Below are 21,247 nucleotides of genomic sequence, written 5' to 3'. Positions count from 1 at the left end.
TTATTGTCCTGTAAATTTCGGCTGTCGTTTTTCAAAGAAGGCTGCAATACCTTCTCGTCGGTCATCAGTACCTGCTAAGCCGACAAAATATTGGCGCTCAAGCTGTAAACCATCAGTCAGTGATATTTCTTGAGCGGAATTAATGGCTGCTTTAGCGGCTTTCACCGCGAGTGGTGCATGGTTTGCAATGCGTTGCGCAAGCTTTTGTGCATATTCAAGGGTCAGCCCATCTACACAGATTTGGCTAATTAACCCAGCTTGTAAGGCGCGATGTGCGTTGATCGCCTCTCCGGTGAGGACCATTTGCATTGCTAGGGATTTACCAACACTCTTAATTAAGCGCTGCGTTCCCCCTGCACCAGGTATTAACCCGAGAGTGATTTCTGGCAGGCCAAAGCGGGCCGTTTCACCGGCAATCACGACATCACTGGCTAGCACTAACTCGAAACCTGCCCCGAGGGCATAACCGTTTACAGCGGTCACTATCGGTTTGGATATCTGAGAAAACCGACGCCAAACTAAAGGCCGTTTATCGGTAATGGCGGTTGCAACAGTTTGTTGTTGAAGCTCTTTAAGGTCGGCACCCGCGGCAAAAAAACGTGGGTTGCCCGTAATAACGATCGCCCCTATTTGCGGGTCTCTATCGGCATGTTCTAAATGTTCGACCAGTAGCTCAAGGCAATCGGTGCTCAGGGCATTACGAACTTCAGGTCGATTTAGCGTCAACGTTAAAATGCGGTGTGCTGTATGGCTTAGGATCCAATCAGTTTGCATATGGCCCCCTACACATCAAAGTCGAGAACGACGCCATCGCCTTTCGGCCACGCTTGGCAGCTAAGAATGTAGCCGTCCGCGATTTGATCGGGTTCAAGGCTATAATTGACACCCATTTCAACGTCGCCAGATTTAAGCTTGCATTTGCACGTTGCGCAAACCCCACCTTTACAGGCGTAAGGTAAGTCTGCGCCTTGGCGTAGCGCGGCGTCGAGAATGCTATCGTCTTGACTGTCCATATTGATTGTCATGGTGCGACCATCAAGGTGAATGCTGACTTGGCGGCTGTCTGTCGATAAAGCGGCAGATGGGCGAAACTTCATATTAGAGGTATTGAAACGTTCGCTATGGATATGCTCTGGTTTCATGCCACATTCTGATAATGCCGATTGAACATCATCCATCATAGCCTCTGGACCACAGACAAAAGCGCGATCAAATTGTTGAAAGTTAAGTAATGTTTTACCTAATGCAACTAATTGGGGCTTATTGATTCGGCCACTGAGCAGCTGGCTATCTTGTTGCTCTTGGCTGAACAAGTAGAGCACTTGGAATCGTTCGGCATATTGGTTTTTAAGATCAGCAATGCTTTCTTTAAACATCACGGAACGGCTATTTTTATTACCATAAATTAAGGTGAAACGGCTGTTTGGTTCGGTTTGTAATGTTGATTTAATGATCGATAAAAGGGGGGTAATCCCTGAACCCGCTGCAACGGCAAGGTAACGAGCTTGGGTGGTCACTTTAGGTAAATAACCAAATTTTCCTTGTGGAATCATCACATCAAGGCAGTCACCAACATGAAGTTGCTGATTAATGAAATTGGAAAAACGCCCTTCATGAATCGCTTTCACCCCAATTTTTAAAACGCCCTCATCGGGGGAACTGCAAATGGAGTAGCAGCGGCGTAAATCCTCGCCATTGACTAACGCTTTGAGGGTTAAGTGCTGGCCTGGGTGGTAACGGTACTGTTCGCGTAATTCGTCAGGGACACTAAAGGTCACAGCAACCGCATCTGCGGTGTCACGTTCAATAGCGGCAATACTTAAACGATGAAATACAGTCATGAGTGTGCCCTTAAATACATTTAAAATAATCAAAAGGTTCAAAGCATTCGAGACAGCGATATAACGCTTTACAGGCTGTAGAACCGAATTCGCTAATTTTTTCTGTCTGTTGGCTGTTACAGCGTGGGCAGCAGATTGGCCCCGATTTTTCAGGATGTTCACAGGATTTTCCTGCGGGGGGCGCGATACCAAATTCACGTAAACGTTGTTTGGCATCTTGGTTCATCCAATCTGTTGTCCAAGCGGGTGTTAGCACTACATCGATTTCTACATTGGCAAATCCTGCATGCGCTAAAACGGTTTTAATTTCGTTGATTAAAAATTCTGTTGCTGGGCAACCGGAATAGGTCGGTGTAAACATGACTTTCCATCCGTGGGAAGTCGCAACAACATTGCGGATCATGCCGAGATCAGTAATGGAGAGTGCAGGTAACTCAGGATCGGGTATTTGATGCAATTGCTGCCAGATCTGATGAATTTGTGGAGGGTGTAGTCCTCCAATTTGCATACTCTGTTCCATTACATCACCACTCACAATTTGGGTAAGCACGCTGGACAAACTGTAGTTCGGTGAGAAGGATGCCCAAATGCTCGGTGTGAAGACCTTGTTTGCCACCTAAACGGTAGGCATTTTGATCTGGAATGCTCAGGGTTGCCTGATCGAAAATGTCAGTGACTGTCGCGAGCCATTGTTCATGTAATGTGCGAGGATCGACCGCTATTCCCGTTTTGGCTAACGCAATTTCAATGTCATCTGCATGAAATAATTCACCTGTAAATCGCCATAATTGGTTGACGGATTGTTGAATTTTTTGGTGACTCACTTCGCTACCGTCGCCTAAACGGATCATCCAGTTACTGCTGAATCGCAAGTGATAAAGCACTTCTTTTAACGATTTTTCAGCAATCGCGGATAGCTGCTCGTCCCTACTGTGAATTAAGGCTTGGTACAGAGGAACATGATAGGCATCCATAAAAAATTGGCGCACTAACGTGTCGTTGAAGCCTCCATTAGGCTGTTCAACCAACAGTAGGTTGCAGAACTCACGTTCATCTCGGTGGAAGGCAATTTTGTCTTCATCATCGAATTTATCGTCTGATAGGGTGGCGGCGTATGCTAAAAAGTTTCTCGCTTGGCCCAATAAATCGAGCCCAATGTTAGATAATGCGAGGTCGATTTCCAGTTCTGGGGCATGACCACACCATTCACATAAACGTTGCGCAAGAATCAATGATGTATCGCCTTGTCTTAAAACATATTGTTTGAGTACTTCATGTTGGTTCATATCCGTCACCTCACATATTCTTGATACCATCAGGGATGGTGTAAAAAGTCGGGTGGCGATAAATTTTGCTATCAGCGGGATCAAAGAAGGCGCTCTTATCTTCAGGTTGTGAGGCGATAAGGTGTGTGGCTTTTACGACCCAGACGGAGCATCCTTCACTACGGCGAGTGTAAGCATCCCGTGCATTTTCGAGAGCCATTTGGTCATCTGCGGCATGTAGGCTTCCGACATGACGATGTGCAAGCCCTTGTTTGCTACGAACAAAAACTTCATATAATGGCCAATCTTGATTGCTCATGATCTTTTCCTTTTTTATTTTGTACTAAGCAGCAGACTTAACAGCTTTGCGTTTTTGGCTGTGTGCCATGGCACCTTCACGCACCCATGCGCCATCTTCCCAAGCCTTACGCTTGGCATTAACACGTTCGTAATTACAGATCCCTTCGCCTTTGATCACTTGATAGAACTCTTCCCAATTGATTTCACCGAAACGATAATGCCCAAGCGCCTCATCCCATTGCAGATCAGGGTCAGGAATGGTCATACCGAGGGCTTCGACTTGTGGCACCGTGTTATCAACAAATTTCTGGCGTAGCTCATCGTTACTAAATCTTTTGATTTTCCACGCCATACTCTGTGCACTGTGTGGGGAGTCGCTGTCATTAGGGCCGAACATCATGAGAACTGGCCACCAAAAGCGATTAATTGCATCTTGCAGCATGGCTTTTTGTTCGGCAGTTCCGTTGGCCAGTACGGTGACGGCTTCATAGCCTTGGCGTTGATGGAAACTTTCTTCTTTACAAATTTTCACCATGGCGCGAGCGTAAGGGCCGTATGATGCTCGACATAGCGCAACTTGGTTAACAATGGCCGCACCATCAACCAGCCAGCCAATGACGCCGACATCTGCCCAGTTCAGGGTGGGATAATTGAAGATTGATGAGTATTTCATTTTGCCGTCGAGCATCTTTTGATAGATATCTTGGCGTGAACATCCCAAGGTTTCCGCGGCGCTATATAGGTAAAGGCCGTGTCCCGCTTCGTCTTGAATTTTTGCTAATAAAATGGCCTTACGCCGCAATGTGGGGGCGCGAGTTAACCAATTCGCTTCAGGCAACATACCAATCACTTCTGAGTGTGCATGCTGTCCCACTTGGCGGATCAGATTTTGCCTGTAAGCATCGGGCATCCAATCTTTTGGCTCAATGTTAATGTCGGCTTCGATTTTGGCCTCGAAGTTTGCCTGATTTTGCTCATTCATTGTTTTCTTCATCCAAGTGATTCGAATTAAATCATTTAAAAATAAAAAATGAATCATAAATATTTAACATTAATGCTAGGAATCGTTAACAATAAAATCAATGCTGTTTATTCTTCTTTTGCGATGGGCTTCACAGTTGATTTTATTTTATTGTTGATAAACATATAGTTAAATTTATTGTCTTTTGTGTGGTTTTTGTTTTTTCATGGATTTTTGATCTGATTTGTTTTTGATTTGTTAGATTTCAAGTGGCGTCTATCATTGATGTTATGATACATATTTATAATATGTCTATTTTTGTTTGTTTTTATTTGGAGAGATGTCATGCAGCAATTAACGAGTTATATAACGGGGAAGTGGTTATATGGTGAAGGTGAAGGCCGCAAAATTTACCATGCGTTGACTGGGCAGGCGTTATATGAGGTCACGACAGAGGGTTTGCCTTTAGTTGATTGCCTTGATTATGGGCGCAAAAAAGGGGGTGATGCCTTATCTGCTATGACATTCCAGCAGCGTGGGCAGATGTTAAAGGCAGTAGCAAAACATTTGTTAGCGCATAAAGCATCTCTTTATGAAATTTCAGCGCAAACAGGAGCGACTAAGGCGGATAGTTGGGTCGATATCGAAGGGGGAATTGCGACGTTATTTTCCTTTGCTGGATTGGCAAATCGAGAATTACCGGATGATACCCTTTGGCCTGAAGATGACATGATCCCATTATCGAAACAAGGGCAGTTTATTGCGCGGCATATTTTAACGTCTCGCCATGGTGTCGCACTGCATATCAATGCCTTTAACTTCCCGTGTTGGGGGATGCTAGAAAAATTAGCGCCAACATGGTTAGCAGGTATGCCAGCGATTATTAAACCTGCGACTGCTTCAGCACAAGTGACACATGCAATGGTTCGTTTAATTGTTGAGAGTGGCTTAGTGCCTGAAGGGGCGATTCAGCTAATTTGTGGCGGTGTTGGTGATATGTTTGAACATTTAGATTTTGAAGATGTGGTGACATTCACAGGCTCGGCAGCAACAGGACAAAAATTAAAATCACATCCTCGACTACGTGAAAAATCAATACCTTTTACTATGGAGGCGGATTCGCTGAACTGCGCCATTCTTGGTGTTGATGTGACCGCACAGCAACCTGAATTTCCACTATTTATTAAAGAAGTGACGCGAGAAATGACGGTAAAGGCGGGCCAAAAATGTACGGCAATTCGTCGTATCCTTGTGCCAAAAACACAATTAGAAGCGGTTAAACAGGCCTTATTACAGCGTTTATCAGGGGTAACGATGGGGGATCCGGCTGTTGAGGGCGTCCGCATGGGGGCGTTAATCAATCTGGAACAGCGTGAAGATGTCCACCAAAAAGTCATGTACTTGCAGCAAAATGGTTGTGAGTTGCTGTGTGGTGGGAGTATGGAAAACCTAGATGTTATAGGGGCTGATAGCCAAAAAGGCGCGTTTTACCCACCGACATTACTGTATTGTGCGGATCCCTACACTCATCAAGCGGTACATGAAACAGAAGCGTTTGGGCCGGTAGCAACACTGATTGGTTATGAAACCAGTGAACAGGCGGTTGAGTTAGCCATTATGGGAGGCGGAAGCCTTGCGGGAACCTTAGTGACGGCAGATTCATCGGTAGCTCAAGATGTTATTCGCAAGAGTGCGAGAGCGCATGGCCGAATGTTGGTGTTAAATGAAGCGGCGGCAGCTGAATCGACCGGACATGGCTCCCCATTACCTCTATTAGTTCATGGTGGCCCAGGGCGTGCGGGGGGGGGAGAAGAACTCGGAGGACTAAGAGCAGTAAAACATTATATGCAGCGAACAGCGATTCAAGGCAGCCCGTCCATGCTGACCTCAATCACGAAGCAGTGGGTCCGTGGCTCGGATGTTATTACCGACCCTGTACACCCCTTTAGGAAGTATTTTGAGGATTTAGTGATTGGCGATACTTTACTGACAGCGAGACGTACGGTATCAGAAGCCGACCTAGTCAACTTTGCGTGTTTAAGTGGCGATCATTTTTATGCGCATATGGATAAAATTGGTGCGGCACAGTCCTTGTTTGGTGAACGTGTCGCTCATGGTTATTTTGTCGTATCGGCGGCGGCAGGTTTATTTGTCGATGCTGCTGTTGGCCCAGTGATTGCCAACTATGGGATGGAAAACCTACGCTTTATTGAGCCAGTCAAAATCGGAGATACAATTCAAGTACGTTTAACCTGTAAGAAGAAAATTAAAAAGGCACAAAAAACAGCGGAGGATAAGCCAAATGGTGTGGTTGAATGGGATGTTCAAGTGTTTAATCAAAATAACGCCGCGGTTGCCTTGTATAGCATTCTAACATTGGTTGAACGTCGAGAAGGGGATTTCGCACAGTAGATTTGGCATGAAGGATGAAATGCGTGTCTTTTTATTGATTTTCTGTTTTGATGGAAAAAACCGCCATAAAAATAATAGGGGATCATATGAAGACACATCATCAATCGGTATACCAACAATTTGACGAGCAAGCGGCTGCTTATTTAACGAGCCAAGTGCATGCACAAGGCGAAGATTTACACGCCTTACAGCAGTTGCTTCAGGAAAACGCTGAGGCAACTGTTCTCGATCTTGGCTGTGGTGCTGGGCATGCCAGTTTTTCGGTTGCGCCTTTTGTGGACTCTGTCACTGCCTATGATTTGTCGGATTCCATGCTTTCTGTTGTCGCGGCGACAGCCCAAGAACGGGCACTGCATAATATTAAAACATGTCAGGGAACGGTAGAGTCATTGCCTTTCGAGGATAATCGTTTTGATATTGTTATTAGTCGTTATTCCGCGCACCATTGGCATGATGTTGGTCGAGCTTTGCGTGAAGTGCATCGTGTCTTAAAGCAAGGTGGCCGAGCGGTGTTTATTGATGTTGTTTCACCGGGGCATCCACTATTAGATATTTACTTACAAACCGTTGAAGTATTACGTGATACCTCACATATTCGTGATTACTCTGTTGGTGAATGGACTGCGATGTTTAATCATGCACAGTTATTTGTACGTACGGTGAAAAACTTTCGTCTTGAATTGGAGTTTACCAGTTGGGTGGAACGGATGAGGACACCGCCGCCGTTAGTTGACGCAATCCGTCAATACCAAATGACACTCAGTGATGAGGCAAAGAACTATTTTATGGTACAAGAAAATGGTTCTTTTACCTCCGATGTTATGCTGTTTGAATGTTTACGTCCATGAATGACTTGGTAATAAATTGCGCTTGGTTGAGTTGGCTAAGCGCATGATTGACAGCAAAAATCTCACCTCTTACTTCAGGCACGCCAAATGATTTTAATCGTGCGCTGTGTTTTTCTAAGTAGGCTTGCGCTTGTTCTTGTGAGTTAAACAAGTAAATACCGCCAGCTTGCTGTGTTGCGGGGTTTTCTGTCCATATTTTCCAAATGAATCCTGGCTCCTCATTGATCGATTTGGCTAACGTTACCATCGCATTGGCCATGTCCTGTCCCCAAGGGCCTTGGTAAGGAAAGTCCACTTGTAAAATCACCGGCATAACGACTCCTATTTGAATTTTTTATTTTATTAATTATTGGACAGTATAATCCTTAACTTAAATTATTACTTTGATCATTAATGGTTTTTATACTGTCATTTTTTCCTGCCTCGAAAGCCGCTAGAGTGGCTAAACGAGCCTGTTTGTGATCAACAATGGGGGCAGGATAGTCTAAGGTTAGGTTATTCGCCTCAGCCCACTCATGAGGAGTATGAATATATTTGTCCGGTACTGAACTTAATTCAGGTAACCACTGGCGAATAAATTCACCCTGAGGGTCAAATTTCTTTCCTTGTGTTGTCGGATTAAAGATACGGAACCATGGTTGCGCATCTGTCCCCGTGGACGCTGACCATTGCCAACCACCATTATTGGCGGCAAGCGTGCCATCAATCAGTTGTTGCATAAAGTATCGCTCACCAAGGCGCCAGTCTATGAGCAAATCTTTCACTAAAAAGCTAGCAGTGATCATTCTTAGGCGATTATGCATCCAACCGGTGGCGTTAAGCTGACGCATTGCGGCATCGACGATAGGATAGCCTGTTTGTCCATTTTGCCATGCATTTAGGTCCGTATTGTTCGTGTTCCACTGAATATATGTTGTCCACTCAATAAAAGGCTGGTGGCGGCACAAGCGGGGGAATGCGACCAATAAATGATGATAAAATTCACGCCATATCAGTTCATTGAGCCATGTAAATGCACCACTATCAGGTGAATCGAAAACATGCGGGTTTTCAGCAAGCAATCGATTTAAACATTGTCGTGGTGAGAGAACACCTATCGCTAAGTAAGGCGATAATTGGCTGGTTCCATCAATAGCAGGAATATCACGCTGTTGCTGATAGTGTTGGACCTTAGTACGGCAAAATTGCCGTAGTTGCTGCAATGCAGCAGCTTCTCCAGCCGGAAAATGGGGCGCAATATCCACCGCGTGATGCTCAAACAGGGGTTGTGATAGCGTCTGGAGCTTCAGTGCGTTATCTCTTGGCTTAGGGGCTGCCAAAGAGCGAAAATCCGCCGTTATCAACTGACTAATAAAGGCTCGGCGAAAAGGTGTGTATACCTGATACATTTCACCTTTTTGATTGGTGACTGATTGAGGCGGTAATAAGAGTGCGTCATCGAACGTGTGGACATGAAAAGGTAATGTTTGTTTTAACAACCATTCATCGCGCTTACGTTCGTTCAATTCATATTGACGGTTGAAATAGAGGTGATCGGCCTGTTGCTGTTGTGCAAACTCGACGACCCAGTGTGCTGCACTTGAAAAATCAGCGACTGTCTGACAAATCAAGGGGATGCCTAGCTTCGCCAGTGAGTCGCGTAGCGCAAGCAGATTTTGGTGTAAGAACGTGATTTGTCGGGAAGAAAGGTCATGTGCCCGCCATTGTTCCGGTGTTGCAGTAAACAAGGCGAGCACTTTAGCCTCGGGATCAGCACAAGCAGAAGACAGGGCTTTATTATCGGTGACTCTCAGATCATGACGAAACCAGACCAAATGACAAGCCTGTTTCTTGACCATCTTCTGCTCCTTTGCCTTACATAGACTTAGTCTAATTTAGGGTGCTGATTAATTAACGATTGGCGTTTTTTCTCAAGTTCTGCAATCTGTTGTTCAATATCTTCAACCTTCTGTTCAATATTGTCATAGTGCTCACTTAAGATTTCTTTTGCTTCAGCCTTATCTGATGCAGCCGGTGTCGCGCCTCTCAGTGGTTTATTTGCTGTTTCTGGCATTTTAATCCCAGTGTACAAGCCTATCAGCGCGATAACCATCAAATAAAAGGCTGGCATATACAGGTTGTTGGTGGATTCAACTAACCAAGCCGCGACGGTTGGTGTCGCACCGGCAATCAATACCGAGATATTAAATGCGATCGCGAGAGCACTGTAACGAATATGAGTTGGGAAAATGGCGGGTAAAATAGATGCCATCACGCCAGTAAAACAATTAAGTAAAACGGCTAAAATCAGTAAACCAACGAAGATCAAACCCACAGAACCGCTGTCAATCAGCATAAAGGCCGGATAGGCTAAAATAATCAGGCCTAAGCTTCCCGCAATCACAAATGGGCGACGACCTATTTTATCGCTGGTTAAGCCAATAATAGGCTGAACAAATAACATACCAATCATAATTGCAATAATGATAAGCACACCATGGTCAGCTGAATAATTCATGTTATGCGATAAGTAACTTGGCATATAGGTCAGCAACATATAGTAAGTCACGTTAGTTGCGATAACCAGCCCCACACAGATCATTAAGCTCTTCCAGTACTTTGTTACCACTTCACGGAAAGACACTTTTGGTGGGTTTTGAATATTGGCTTTATCTTGTTTTTCCAGTGTTTCAACATGTTGTTGGAATGCTGGCGTCTCTTCAAGCGCATGACGCAAATATAACCCAATGATACCCAGTGGCAATGCTAAGAAGAATGGAATTCTCCAACCCCAATCATGAAAATTTTCTTCTCCGACAATGCTCGAAATCAGGACGACGACACCAGCCCCTAATACGAAGCCAGCAATAGAACCAAAGTCTAACCAACTTCCCATAAAGCCGCGTTTTCGGTCGGGTGAATATTCGGCAACAAAGATGGCTGCACCTGAATATTCTCCACCAACGGAGAAGCCTTGAGCGAGTTTCGCTAACAGCAGCAGAATGGGAGCCCAAATACCAATACTTTCATAGGATGGGATCAAACCAATCGCGAACGTACTGATCGACATAATAATAATGGTGATCGCCAAGACTTTTTGTCGGCCGTATTTATCACCTAAGATCCCGAAAACAACACCGCCTAAAGGCCTAACGAGAAAAGGCACGGAAAACGTTGCCAATGCGGCAATCATCTGAACGCTCGGTGATGCGCCAGGGAAGAAAACTTGGCCAAGTACATAAGCTAAGAAGCCATATACACCAAAATCAAACCACTCCATCGCATTACCCAGCGAAGCCGCTGTAATGGCTTTTTTCAATTTCCCATCATCAATGATAGTAATATCATTAATATTTAATGGTTTTTCTTTTTTCTTTCTGAATTTCATGGAACCATCCTCTTATCTGAATCTCGGAACATAAGGAACTGCATTCATGATGTGTGTGGCGTCCATATCTCTACAGCTAACTTGGGTAAGATAAACAGAGAGACTGTTATATTAGAATAGTCGTTATCTATAGAATGCATAAATATTTTATTAATCACCTGTAGAAATCATCAATATGAATAGCGTGTTATATCCGATTACTAAGACAATTAGGGGAAAATCACCGCTAATAATTGTGAAGAGACGAACGAAGAAGCGGAAAGAATAGTGAGTTATTTTGTTGTTGTGTATTTTTTAAATAAAGCAAAACATGTACCTTTAGGTAACCTTACATAGCGACTAATAATACAATAATATCGAATAAATGTAAAACGTTAGTCTTTTATGCTACTTTTTGTGGCGTTATTGACTTTTTAATCTCGCAATGAGTGCTTAATTAGGGGTGGTATTTATGCTGTTGTTTTTTAAAGAAAAATAAGTGTGAATTCGACTTTGTTATATACGGTTTTTCGCCTTCCATTTGCAGATAATAAAATCCTGATATAAGCCGACATCAATCATTCTGTGTTGAAAACAAAAGCCCGTTAAAATACCTTCAGGGTTATCTGATTATTTGGCAGGTTATTGCGTTGAATAATGAGCTGATAGGAAAATGGTATAAAGATAAAAAGCGTGACTAGCTGTTCTTTCTATTTGTGTCACAGTGAGTGGTCCTTTTGACCACCCTGAATGATTCAGCTTATATATTATCAGTCTGCTTATTCTACATTAAGTTGAATGAATATTGCTGGAATATTGCAGTATCATGACCATTGTGGCAATCGTCGATAATATTCATGTTTCAATAATTCCCAGCAAAATGAAAAGTGAAGGGGCATTTTATTTTTAGGATGACTAAGGGGCTGTTTTCAATTCGTGATGATAGCCAATAGGAACCTTATATAATCTTATTTCGATTTGTTGTTAAGTTATTGTTAATGCGGTTTATTTTTGTTATTTCATCTTTTCGCTATATTTAATTTATTCTGTATCCAGACTCTTCTTTTGATATTAGTGGATGATTATCCTGTTCTTACTAGCGATGGGTTTTCGCTGGTATGAACAGCAGATTTAATTAGTTACACTAAGTTAAGTAAATATACATTGGTTTAATAATGATGAAGTGTCACAGCGAGCATGATTTTGACTTGTTGTGAGTGATTTTAACTTAATCTGACTTAAAAGAGTGCCATTATGAAAAAACAGACTGTTGCATCCTATGTCGCGAAGGTCCTAGAAAATGCAGGTGTTAAGCGTATTTGGGGCGTTACTGGTGATTCACTGAATGGTTTAAGTGATAGCTTACGCCGTCTTGGCACAATTGAATGGTTAGGCACTCGTCACGAAGAGGTTGCGGCATTTGCAGCGGGTGCTGAAGCACAAATGACTGGTAACCTTACAGTTTGTGCAGGTTCATGTGGACCCGGTAATATGCACCTGATTAATGGTTTGTATGATTGCCATCGTAACCGTGTACCTGTATTGGCAATTGCGGCACATATCCCATCAAGCGAAATTGGTAGCAACTATTTTCAGGAAACACACCCAACAGAGTTATTCCGTGAATGTAGCCACTACTGTGAGATGATCTCTAACCCTGAGCAGCTTCCCCAAGTGCTTGGCATTGCTATGCGTAAAGCAATTCTGGAAAAAGGTGTGTCTGTGATTGTATTGCCTGGTGATATCGCGTTACGTGACGCACCAGAAACCGCTAATGATACATGGTATCAGCCGCAAGCTCCGTTGATCATGCCACAAACGTCTGAAATAGCTAAATTAGCGGATGCACTGAATCAATCAGAAAATATTACACTATTCTGTGGTGCGGGATGTGCAGGGGCACACGATGAAGTGGTTAAACTCGCAGAAACATTAAAGGCACCTGTCGTACATGCCTTGCGAGGTAAAGAGCATATTGAATGGGATAACCCATATAGCGTTGGGATGACAGGACTCATTGGCTTCTCATCGGGTTACCATGCGATGATGAATGCGGATACCGTTGTCTTACTCGGCACTCAATTTCCATATCGCGCATTCTACCCACAAGGGGCTAAAATTATTCAGATCGATATCAATGCGGGCAGCTTAGGCTCTCATTGCCATATTGATATGGGATTGATCGGTGATATTAAAGCGACTTTGACAGCCTTACAGCCGCATTTAACAGTGAAACAAGATCGTCACCATTTAGATAGCGCATTAAAACATTATCAAGAAGCTCGTAAAGGCCTTGATGATCTAGCGAAACCGGGGCATGAAGATGTGATTCATCCACAGTATTTGGCTAGTCGAATCAGTGCACTTGCAAATGATGATGCCGTCTTCACGTGTGATGTCGGTACACCAACGGTTTGGGCTGCACGTTATTTAAAAATGAACGGTAAGCGCCGTTTAATTGGTTCGTTCAACCATGGCTCAATGGCGAATGCAATGCCACAGGCAATGGGGATCCAATCCGTCGATAAAACTCGTCAGGTCATTACAATGAGTGGTGACGGTGGCTTTAGTATGTTGATGGGGGATCTGTTATCGCTAGCGCAAATGAATTTACCGGTAAAAGTGATCGTTCTGAATAATAGTGTTTTGGGCTTTGTTGCGATGGAGATGAAAGTCGGTGGCTTCTTAACTGAAGGTACAGACCTCCATAATCCTAACTTTGCTGCTGTGGCTAACGCCGCGGGTATCAAAGGAATTCGTGTTGAGAAAAGCGAAGACGTGGATGCGGCATTGAAAGAAGCATTTGCACATGATGGCCCTGTTGTGGTCGATGTGGTGACTGCAAAACAAGAGCTCTCTATGCCACCAACCATTAATCTGCAAGAAGCTAAAGGCTTTAGTTTGTATATGCTGAAGGCGATTTTAAGCGGTCGTGGTGATGAAGTTGTTGAACTCGCGAAGACAAACTGGATACGTTAATTCATCTATCGCTTTGCTGTTAGATTGACCATTTAAGCCAACCAACCTTAGCCGGTTGGTTGGTATTTATAGGCCATTAATATCCTGCCGCAGATTGGCTACGCCATAAGTGTGCTGCCACTAAAGCACGCCATGGAGTGAACTCCTCAAGCCATTTTTCAGTTTCTTTCGCTGTAGGTTGCGTTTCCATACCAAGTAGTGATTGCAAGTTGCGCCGAACAGCAACATCGCCATGCAACGAGCCATCAAGATAATTAAAACCACGTAACAAGGCATAACTTACCGTCCATGGGCCAATACCTTTTAGGCTAACCAGTTGGCTGGATAATTTTTGTACCTCTTCAGCGTTGATTGGTGATGTGAGGTCGATGTGATGATTTAAGAGCGCTGCACATAGGGCTCTGAGCGCCGTCAATTTACTGGCCGAAAGCCCTGTCTGCCGTAGTGTCAGATCATCGACCGCAGTCACTTGTTGTGCATCTGGAAAACACCAAATTCCAGATGAATGCCTAGACCCTGTGGCTTGAATAAAACGCCGGCGTATTGCGATTGCCGCAGTAACACTAATTTGCTGACCGATAATAGCCCAAATTAAAGCTTCAAATGGGCTAGTCGATTGATAGATGCGCAGGCCTTGTTGTTGTTGAATTAATTTACCAAGAATGGGATGAGATAAATATTGTGCTTCAAATTGTTCGACCGCTTGTTGTAATCCAAGCATGTGCTTGCCTACCTCAACCAATTTTTGTTCGCAAGGTTGCGTTTCCCCCTTATCTATTTCAAGACTCATCGTGGCTTGATTGCCATCAATAGCAATGAGCAGCTGAGCAGGGGAGCGATCCCACAGTATGCCTTTACGTAATAAGTTTCCCTCAACAATTTCTGCAATATTGTGTTGGTCCCGTAAATGGAAGGCAAAAAAATCATCTGCCCGAAAATGGGAAGGCAAACGTAGTTGGGTGGTTATTTTTTGCATCACATAGGCCTTATCGGTGTCATTTTTGTCATATGTAGGGAGGCAAGCTGAATTTATTATTCAAAACCATTTTGGCATTTTAAATTTGAATTTCAAAGGTGATCTCTTAGCAAAAAAGAGTTAGATTTAAATCAAATATGAGTTACGCTTCAGCTGCTTTTGTTGTCTATAAATGAAAAGCAAGGATGTGATGATGAATGAATTAGAAGAACGCTCTACACAACGCGATGATCATAAGGTATTGAGTCAAAATACGCCTAATTCGCCTTTAAACGATAACAGGGAACTTAAACCCGCGGGCTTTGGTGGGTGGTTGATATTACCAATGTTGGGGATCATTATTTCTCTTTTTTATCTCCCTTATACATTTTGGCGTTCATATGCGGCAACATTTGAATATTGGGGACTTTTAACGGATCCTCTTTCTCCTTCTTTTATGCCAATGTTCAAAGAGCTTATCTATTTTGAAGTACTGGGTAACATAATTGTTTATGGAACATTGTTATTTTTATGTTATCTCTTTTTTACTAAAAAGAAATTAACGATAAAAGTCATTATTTTCTTTTATGTCTTTTCTTTAGTCTTAGTCATTGCCGATGTTATTCTTGTGAAAGAGCTTCTTTCCGTTCCTGTCGATGACGATGACACCAGAAATATTATTCGTGCGATGAGTGCCTGCGCTATTTGGATCCCTTATTTTTTGAAATCTGTTAGGGTAAAAAATACCTTTGTGAATTAAATCATCAGTCAATATTAAAGTGACTAACGAGAGGGTGCATGATTGACTGTAAAAGAGTTTATGATGCTGTCTCACCAAGCGATGGTTATCGTGTTCTGATTGACCGATTATGGCCAAGAGGAATTAAAAAAACAGATTTGCAATATGATGAATGGAAAAAAGAAGTGGCTCCATCTAATGAGCTGCGAAAGTGGTTTCATCAAAACACCGATCAGTTTGATAAATTCGTTGAAAGATATCAGCAGGAACTGAATGATAATCCATCGGCATGGATACCACTGGTCGAAAAAGCTCAGCAAGGTAATCTAACATTACTGTATAGTGCTAAAGATAAGCAGCATAATCAGGCACTGGTCTTAAAATCATATCTAGAAACAGCGCTAAGTCATAAAAAGAAATAAGGTTATTAATAAGATGGATGTAAATCAGCCGGCGACTTCAACGGCTCCTCAGAAAGCACCACTTCAGGGAATTGGTGGATGGCTTATTTTTCCTACGATAGGTTTGTTTTATATGCTGTATCAAACCATCATGATGATGCTGTTCGATATTAATCAAGTCAAATTAGCTTGGCATCTTGCGACTAATGTCAATTCTGATTTTTATGTCAGCGGATTTTCAACGGCCTTTTATTTGCTACAAATGAGTCATGGCATATTGATTGTCTTGTTGTTGTGGACTTTTATTGCCGCGTTAAAATGGCGGAAAAGTGCAAAGCTGCTTTTCATTATTTCTATGCTATTTTATATCGTAATGATTATTGCCTCGCGTTTTATCTTTCCTAGCGTTTTTGGTTTGGAAATTAAATATAGCTATATTATGAATGTGGCAAATAGCAGTTTTTATTGTTTGATTTGGATACCTTATTTTTTAGTGTCTGAAAGAGTTAAACAAACATTCATTAAGTAACCACAAGCTTATAGGCTGCCCGTTGGCAGCCTTACACGCTTATTAATCTGAGAGCACGAATTCATTTGTGATCCCACAGTTCTCGACAAAGGTGTCATCATGGGACACCAAAAATAAGGTTCCCTTGTAATCACTGAGCAATCCCTCTAATAAGTTCTTTGAATCTAAATCGAGATGGTTATCCGGTTCATCTAGTAGTAATACGGCTGGTGGAGTAGGGCTATGTGTTAGAGCCAATAGTGTTGTTTTTAGCTGTTCACCACCACTGAGATGCTTTATAGGTTGCAGTGATTTATCACCTCTGATCCTTAACATACCCAATTGCGTTCGCCATTGTTCAATGGTAAATGCAGGTTGATAATTATGCAGCGCTTCGGCGGCGGGTAAATCTTTATTCAATAAATTAAGATGTTGATCAAGATAGCAAAATGCAGGATTGATTCGATATTCACCTGATATGGCTCGCATTTCTCCTGATAATATTTTTAATAAGGTCGATTTCCCACTGCCGTTGCGTCCTTTAATGTGCCAATGTTCTCCCGTATAGGCCGTGAAGGAAAGTGGCGTGGTATGCCCATAAGGTAATTGCAATTGGGAAGCAAAAAGGGTGACTTTGCTGCCATCAGGTTGGTAATTTAGGGTCATCTTTTGTTGTTTGCTATGAATTTGTTTATCTTGGGTTTCCTGTAATTGCCCTTGCAAATCACTCATGACACGTTGGTGCCGTTCAGCGACATTGGATTGCCTTTTCTGTGCACGATTGGTTTTCATATCCAATAACAGCAGAGATTGGGAACCGCTATAACGAATTTTCTCACCTTGTTTACGACGCTGTTCCGCTTTTTGTATCGTGACGTGCTGTTGACGTTTTTCTTGGCGGATTTGGTGATCGAGTCGCTCTGTTTTGGCTTCAATCGCGGCCATGGCAAACTGTTTTTGCTGCTCATAAAGCGCAAAATCCCCCCCGTACTCATGTAGGCCTTTATCCGTTAATTCAAAGATGGTTTGCATCTGCCCCAGTAACGAGCGGCTATGGGTGATCACTAAAGACCCAGCCTTATGTTCAGCTAGCTTGTTGCTTAACCATTGACGCCCTTCATGATCAAGATGGTTATCGGGTTCATCTAAGAGTAAGAAATGATTTTTATGGAGGAAGGCACGACATAGCGCTAGGCGTGTGCGTTCACCACCACTAAGATGATTAATAGGCTCATCTACCATAATGGGTAATTTGGCCGAGTCTAACAAGCTTTGCCACTCAGCGGGTAGGTGCCATTTATCGTCTAATAGCTCAAAATCTTCCATCGTCGCATTCCCTGTATCGACGCGTGTGAATGCATCGACTAATGCACTAACGCCTAAAGCATCCGCAATAGAATTCCCTTCAAGGCGAGTCAACTGCTCTACATGAATAAAAGGCATCATCCAATTGATATGACCTGTTGTGGGTATCATTTGTTGGGCAAGCAGGCGCATTAATACGGATTTTCCTTTGCCATTATTCCCAATGAGTGCATTTTGTTGGCACTGCAAGGTTCCGCTCAGAGGAGAAAACAGCGCATTTTGGTTAAATTCGATATTGAGTTGTGAGAAATGACAAGCAACAGTCATGTGTACCTCCTGAGTACAGGGGGCAGACAATACAACATAGTGCGTTCATTTCACGAAATGAGGGGCTGGGCGATTATTGTCTGCCAAAATCAGAAAAAGTTATACCGTTAAGGTATCTGTAAGCATTTTCTGGCAGATCTCAAATCATCGTCGGGGAATACCTTTAGTGAGGTTGAAGGAAAGTAACGTCATTATTTAATCAGACTAAATAGCTTTAAGCAACTGATAAAATACAATGATATTCACGACATAAAAAAGAAAAAGCCGGTCAGCGATAAACTGACCGGCTTTGACTGCATTGCCAACGAGATTTTTACAATTGTTTCTTATGACGCAATTGTGACTGGTTGAGCCGCTTTCATTTGCTCTGCCAGCCATTGTGCGATGCGCTGTTTTTCACTTTCATTCAGCCACATGCCCAATTTGGTACGACGCCAGATGGCATCATCTAATTCAGTTACCCACTCATGCTCGACTAAGTAACGTAGTTCTGCTTCATACAGGTTATGGCCAAAGGCTTCACCTAGGTCAGTGAGTGAGTTTGCACCCTCTAAGATGAGTTTGCTTTGGCTGCCGTAAGTTCTCGCAAAACGTAGTGCAAGGCCTTCAGGTAACCAATCATAACGTTGACGGAGTAAGCGTGCGTAACCATCACGATCACAACCTTCAATGTCGCCACCAGGCAAGACACCATTTTTAGTCCATGCAGCACCTGCGTTTGGATAATAAGGCGCCAGTTTCCCAACCGCTGCTTCTGCTAACTTACGGTAAGTTGTTAATTTACCACCAAAGACAGAGAGCAATGGCGCTTGACCATTTTCATCGTGAATATCTAATGTGTAATCACGAGTAATGGCTTGTGGAGAGTCAGACTCATCGTCACATAATGGGCGAACGCCTGAGTAATCCCATACGATGTCATCTTTGCTTAACTGTTTTTTGAAGTGGTCATTATAGACTTTCAGTAGATAAGCGACTTCATTGTCATCAATACGCACATCTTTTGGATCCCCTTTATATTCGACATCGGTCGTACCGATAATGGAGAATTCATCCATCCAAGGGATCACGAAAACAATACGATTGTCTTCGTTTTGTAAAATATAGGCTTGAGGCTCGTCATGCGCACGTGGTACGACAATATGGCTACCTTTAATAAGGCGAATGCCATAAGGTGATTTCAGTTTCAAACCATCGTCAAAAAATTCTTTCACCCATGGGCCTGTCGCGTTAACTAAGCCTTTAGCTCGCCATGTTTCTTTTGTGCCAGTCAGAAGGTCTTCTGCCTCAACAACCCATAGGCCGTTTTCACGGTAGGCTTTAGTTACTTTTGTCCGCGTACGAACTTCACCTTTTTTACGTACCACTTCTTGAGCGTTTAGTACAACTAAACGCGCATCATCGACCCAGCAGTCAGAATATTCGAAACCTTTATTGAGTTCAGGTTTGAGCACTGAATTTTGACCAAACTTCAATCCTTTACTACCCGGTAAACTGGTACGTTTGCCTAAATGGTCATACAAGAACAAACCGATACGGATCATCCAAGCTGGACGTAGATGAGGTTGGTGCGGCAGACGGAAGCGCATTGGAAATGCGATATGTGGCGCAAGTTTTAATAATACTTCACGCTCAGCTAATGCTTCGCTGACGAGGCGGAATTCGTAATGCTCAAGATAACGTAAACCACCGTGGATCAGTTTTGAACTCGCAGATGATGTCGCACTGGCTAAGTCTTGAGCCTCAAGCAGCAATACAGATAGTCCACGGCCAGCGGCATCTGCCGCGATACCAGCGCCGTTGATACCGCCGCCGATTACAATCAAGTCTTTAGTTTCCATGCATCCCCCTGAGATGTTCGAAACAAGTTCTATAATGTTCGTTTTCGCTCATTTGATTGTAATCAAAATTGGCTAATATGCCAACTACTAACCAATAAAAAACAACAACTGCGTGATAAAGATAACAAAACAGTCTCATTAACCATAATAATAGTGTGTTTATTTTTACAAAATGAACATGTTCGAGCATTAACGAAAGGTCGTCATTGGGTGAGTAATCGTATGAGAGGCAAAGAATAAGTCGCTTGAAAGGCGACAGAGATTCCAAAAAGGTTCAGAGAGATGCAGACTGCTGACAAACCTATTATGTTTGGCGGCAAGTCGAATAGGTTTTGAAAATAAACGAGAAAATCAATTTATTGATTTTCGGCTGATAACACAAAGCGGGAAAAACTACGCTTTTATCCCACTTTGTCAACAACCTCAGATGGTCGCTTAAGCCACCATCTGGAGGCGTGATTTAGCACAGTTCTAGTTGTACATTGTGTTGCTCAATGACTTTTTGAATACTGTCGGGGGGGAGTTTATCGGTAAATAAGTAGTCGATAAGGTTCATGTTACCAAGGTTGACCATCGCATTACGGCCAAATTTTGAATGGTCTGTCACTAACATGACACAGCGTGAATTTTCAATAATGGCACGTTTAGTGCGCACCTCATGATAGTCAAACTCAAGTAATGAGCCATCCATATCAATTCCACTGATGCCTAAGATGCCGTAATCCAGCCTAAATTGGGAAATAAAGTCTAGAGTCGCTTCACCTACAATACCACCATCTCGTGAACGCACCTCGCCGCCTGCTAAAATCAAACGAAAATCTTCTTTTGGCATGAGGAGTGTTGCGACATTCAAATTATTCGTCACGACTCGGAGGTTTTTATGATTCACTAACGCATGCGCAACCGCTTCTGGGGTTGTACCGATATCGATAAATAAGGTCGCACCGTCAGGGATCTGGCTCGCGACGCGTTGTGCAATCCGCGCTTTTTCATTTGACCACATAATCTTACGGTCATGGTAGGCCGTATTGACAGAACTAGAAGGTAACGCGGCACCACCATGGTGGCGCTGGATTTTGTTTTGTTCAGCAAGGTCATTGAGGTCACGACGGATCGTCTGAGGGCTAACCTCGAAATGTTCGACAAGCTCCTCAGTGCTCACATAGCCCTGAAGGCGAACGAGTTCAATGATTGCATCATGTCTCTGGGTCTGTTTCAC

Annotated in this window: 19 protein-coding genes; 6 read left to right on the top strand and 13 right to left on the bottom strand. The window is 43.2% G+C overall.

Annotated features, from left to right (window positions below):
* The 6 genes from paaF to paaA are packed head-to-tail and all read right to left on the bottom strand — an operon-like array spanning position 1 to position 4,388.
* A complete protein-coding gene (gene paaF / locus O7C57_RS19195) occupies positions 1-774 on the bottom strand; it encodes a 2,3-dehydroadipyl-CoA hydratase PaaF (RefSeq protein WP_269723453.1) in 774 nt (257 codons plus the stop codon).
* A gap of 8 nt (positions 775-782) precedes the next feature.
* A complete protein-coding gene (gene paaE, locus O7C57_RS19190) occupies positions 783-1,841 on the bottom strand; it encodes a 1,2-phenylacetyl-CoA epoxidase subunit PaaE (protein WP_154622244.1) in 1,059 nt (352 codons plus the stop codon).
* Between the two features lie 10 nt (positions 1,842-1,851).
* Positions 1,852-2,361, bottom strand: coding sequence for a 1,2-phenylacetyl-CoA epoxidase subunit PaaD (gene paaD / locus O7C57_RS19185; RefSeq protein ID WP_247047535.1), 510 nt, complete (start codon positions 2,359-2,361; stop codon positions 1,852-1,854).
* A gap of 4 nt (positions 2,362-2,365) precedes the next feature.
* Entirely contained in the window at positions 2,366-3,127 is a 762-nt protein-coding gene (gene paaC, locus O7C57_RS19180; protein ID WP_163860516.1) for a 1,2-phenylacetyl-CoA epoxidase subunit PaaC, read from the bottom strand.
* Positions 3,128-3,137: 10 nt separating this feature from the next.
* On the bottom strand, positions 3,138-3,425 hold the full coding sequence (gene paaB / locus O7C57_RS19175) for a 1,2-phenylacetyl-CoA epoxidase subunit PaaB (protein ID WP_154622241.1): 288 nt from the start codon (positions 3,423-3,425) through the stop codon (positions 3,138-3,140).
* Between the two features lie 24 nt (positions 3,426-3,449).
* Positions 3,450-4,388: a 1,2-phenylacetyl-CoA epoxidase subunit PaaA gene (paaA, locus tag O7C57_RS19170; RefSeq protein ID WP_154622240.1), complete on the bottom strand. Its 939-nt coding sequence runs from the start codon at positions 4,386-4,388 to the stop codon at positions 3,450-3,452.
* A 324-nt stretch (positions 4,389-4,712) separates the two neighbouring features.
* On the opposite strand from paaA, the gene paaZ reads away from it, so the two are divergent.
* Entirely contained in the window at positions 4,713-6,779 is a 2,067-nt protein-coding gene (paaZ, locus tag O7C57_RS19165; RefSeq protein ID WP_196713903.1) for a phenylacetic acid degradation bifunctional protein PaaZ, read from the top strand.
* Between the two features lie 86 nt (positions 6,780-6,865).
* Positions 6,866-7,627: a class I SAM-dependent methyltransferase gene (locus O7C57_RS19160; protein ID WP_269723452.1), complete on the top strand. Its 762-nt coding sequence runs from the start codon at positions 6,866-6,868 to the stop codon at positions 7,625-7,627.
* Here O7C57_RS19160 and O7C57_RS19155 read toward each other — a convergent pair.
* From O7C57_RS19155 to proP, 3 genes are read right to left on the bottom strand one after another with little or no spacing between them, the layout of a single operon-like run.
* Positions 7,599-7,940 (bottom strand): monooxygenase, encoded by a 342-nt coding sequence (locus tag O7C57_RS19155; RefSeq protein ID WP_269723451.1) that lies wholly within the window; start codon positions 7,938-7,940, stop codon positions 7,599-7,601. The genes O7C57_RS19160 and O7C57_RS19155 overlap by 29 nt on opposite strands.
* A gap of 52 nt (positions 7,941-7,992) precedes the next feature.
* Entirely contained in the window at positions 7,993-9,465 is a 1,473-nt protein-coding gene (phrB, locus tag O7C57_RS19150; protein WP_196713901.1) for a deoxyribodipyrimidine photo-lyase, read from the bottom strand.
* Positions 9,466-9,491: 26 nt separating this feature from the next.
* Positions 9,492-10,994 (bottom strand): glycine betaine/L-proline transporter ProP, encoded by a 1,503-nt coding sequence (proP, locus tag O7C57_RS19145; protein WP_163860519.1) that lies wholly within the window; start codon positions 10,992-10,994, stop codon positions 9,492-9,494.
* 1,233 nt (positions 10,995-12,227) lie between these two features.
* Between proP and poxB the strand changes: the two genes are divergently transcribed.
* On the top strand, positions 12,228-13,952 hold the full coding sequence (gene poxB / locus O7C57_RS19140; protein ID WP_154622234.1) for a ubiquinone-dependent pyruvate dehydrogenase: 1,725 nt from the start codon (positions 12,228-12,230) through the stop codon (positions 13,950-13,952).
* Positions 13,953-14,028: 76 nt separating this feature from the next.
* Here poxB and O7C57_RS19135 read toward each other — a convergent pair whose 3' ends face one another.
* Positions 14,029-14,928 (bottom strand): DNA-3-methyladenine glycosylase family protein, encoded by a 900-nt coding sequence (locus tag O7C57_RS19135; protein WP_154622233.1) that lies wholly within the window; start codon positions 14,926-14,928, stop codon positions 14,029-14,031.
* A 193-nt stretch (positions 14,929-15,121) separates the two neighbouring features.
* Here O7C57_RS19135 and O7C57_RS19130 point away from each other — a divergent pair, with 193 nt between their 5' ends.
* Genes O7C57_RS19130 through O7C57_RS19120 form a run of 3 tightly spaced genes read left to right on the top strand, consistent with a single transcriptional unit; the run spans position 15,122 to position 16,576 of the window.
* The gene (locus tag O7C57_RS19130) at positions 15,122-15,667 is read left to right on the top strand and encodes a DUF2569 domain-containing protein (protein ID WP_154622232.1); all 546 of its coding nucleotides are present in this window, start codon (positions 15,122-15,124) and stop codon (positions 15,665-15,667) included.
* A 38-nt stretch (positions 15,668-15,705) separates the two neighbouring features.
* Complete coding sequence (locus O7C57_RS19125) at positions 15,706-16,068, top strand: DUF488 domain-containing protein (RefSeq protein ID WP_154622231.1); 363 nt, start codon at positions 15,706-15,708, stop codon at positions 16,066-16,068.
* A 13-nt stretch (positions 16,069-16,081) separates the two neighbouring features.
* On the top strand, positions 16,082-16,576 hold the full coding sequence (locus O7C57_RS19120; RefSeq protein WP_163860520.1) for a DUF2569 domain-containing protein: 495 nt from the start codon (positions 16,082-16,084) through the stop codon (positions 16,574-16,576).
* Between the two features lie 42 nt (positions 16,577-16,618).
* On the opposite strand, the gene O7C57_RS19115 is transcribed toward O7C57_RS19120, so the two are convergent.
* The 3 genes from O7C57_RS19115 to O7C57_RS19105 form a co-directional block, all read right to left on the bottom strand.
* Complete coding sequence (locus O7C57_RS19115) at positions 16,619-18,187, bottom strand: ATP-binding cassette domain-containing protein (protein ID WP_196713899.1); 1,569 nt, start codon at positions 18,185-18,187, stop codon at positions 16,619-16,621.
* A gap of 326 nt (positions 18,188-18,513) precedes the next feature.
* Complete coding sequence (gene glpD / locus O7C57_RS19110) at positions 18,514-20,028, bottom strand: glycerol-3-phosphate dehydrogenase (protein ID WP_154622228.1); 1,515 nt, start codon at positions 20,026-20,028, stop codon at positions 18,514-18,516.
* A 460-nt stretch (positions 20,029-20,488) separates the two neighbouring features.
* Complete coding sequence (locus O7C57_RS19105; RefSeq protein ID WP_163860523.1) at positions 20,489-21,247, bottom strand: DeoR/GlpR family transcriptional regulator; 759 nt, start codon at positions 21,245-21,247, stop codon at positions 20,489-20,491.

Source organism: Providencia sp. 21OH12SH02B-Prov (assembly GCF_027362595.1).
Taxonomy (GTDB): Bacteria; Pseudomonadota; Gammaproteobacteria; order Enterobacterales; family Enterobacteriaceae; genus Providencia; species Providencia zhejiangensis.
This window is presented reverse-complemented; position numbering and strand designations above follow the sequence as displayed.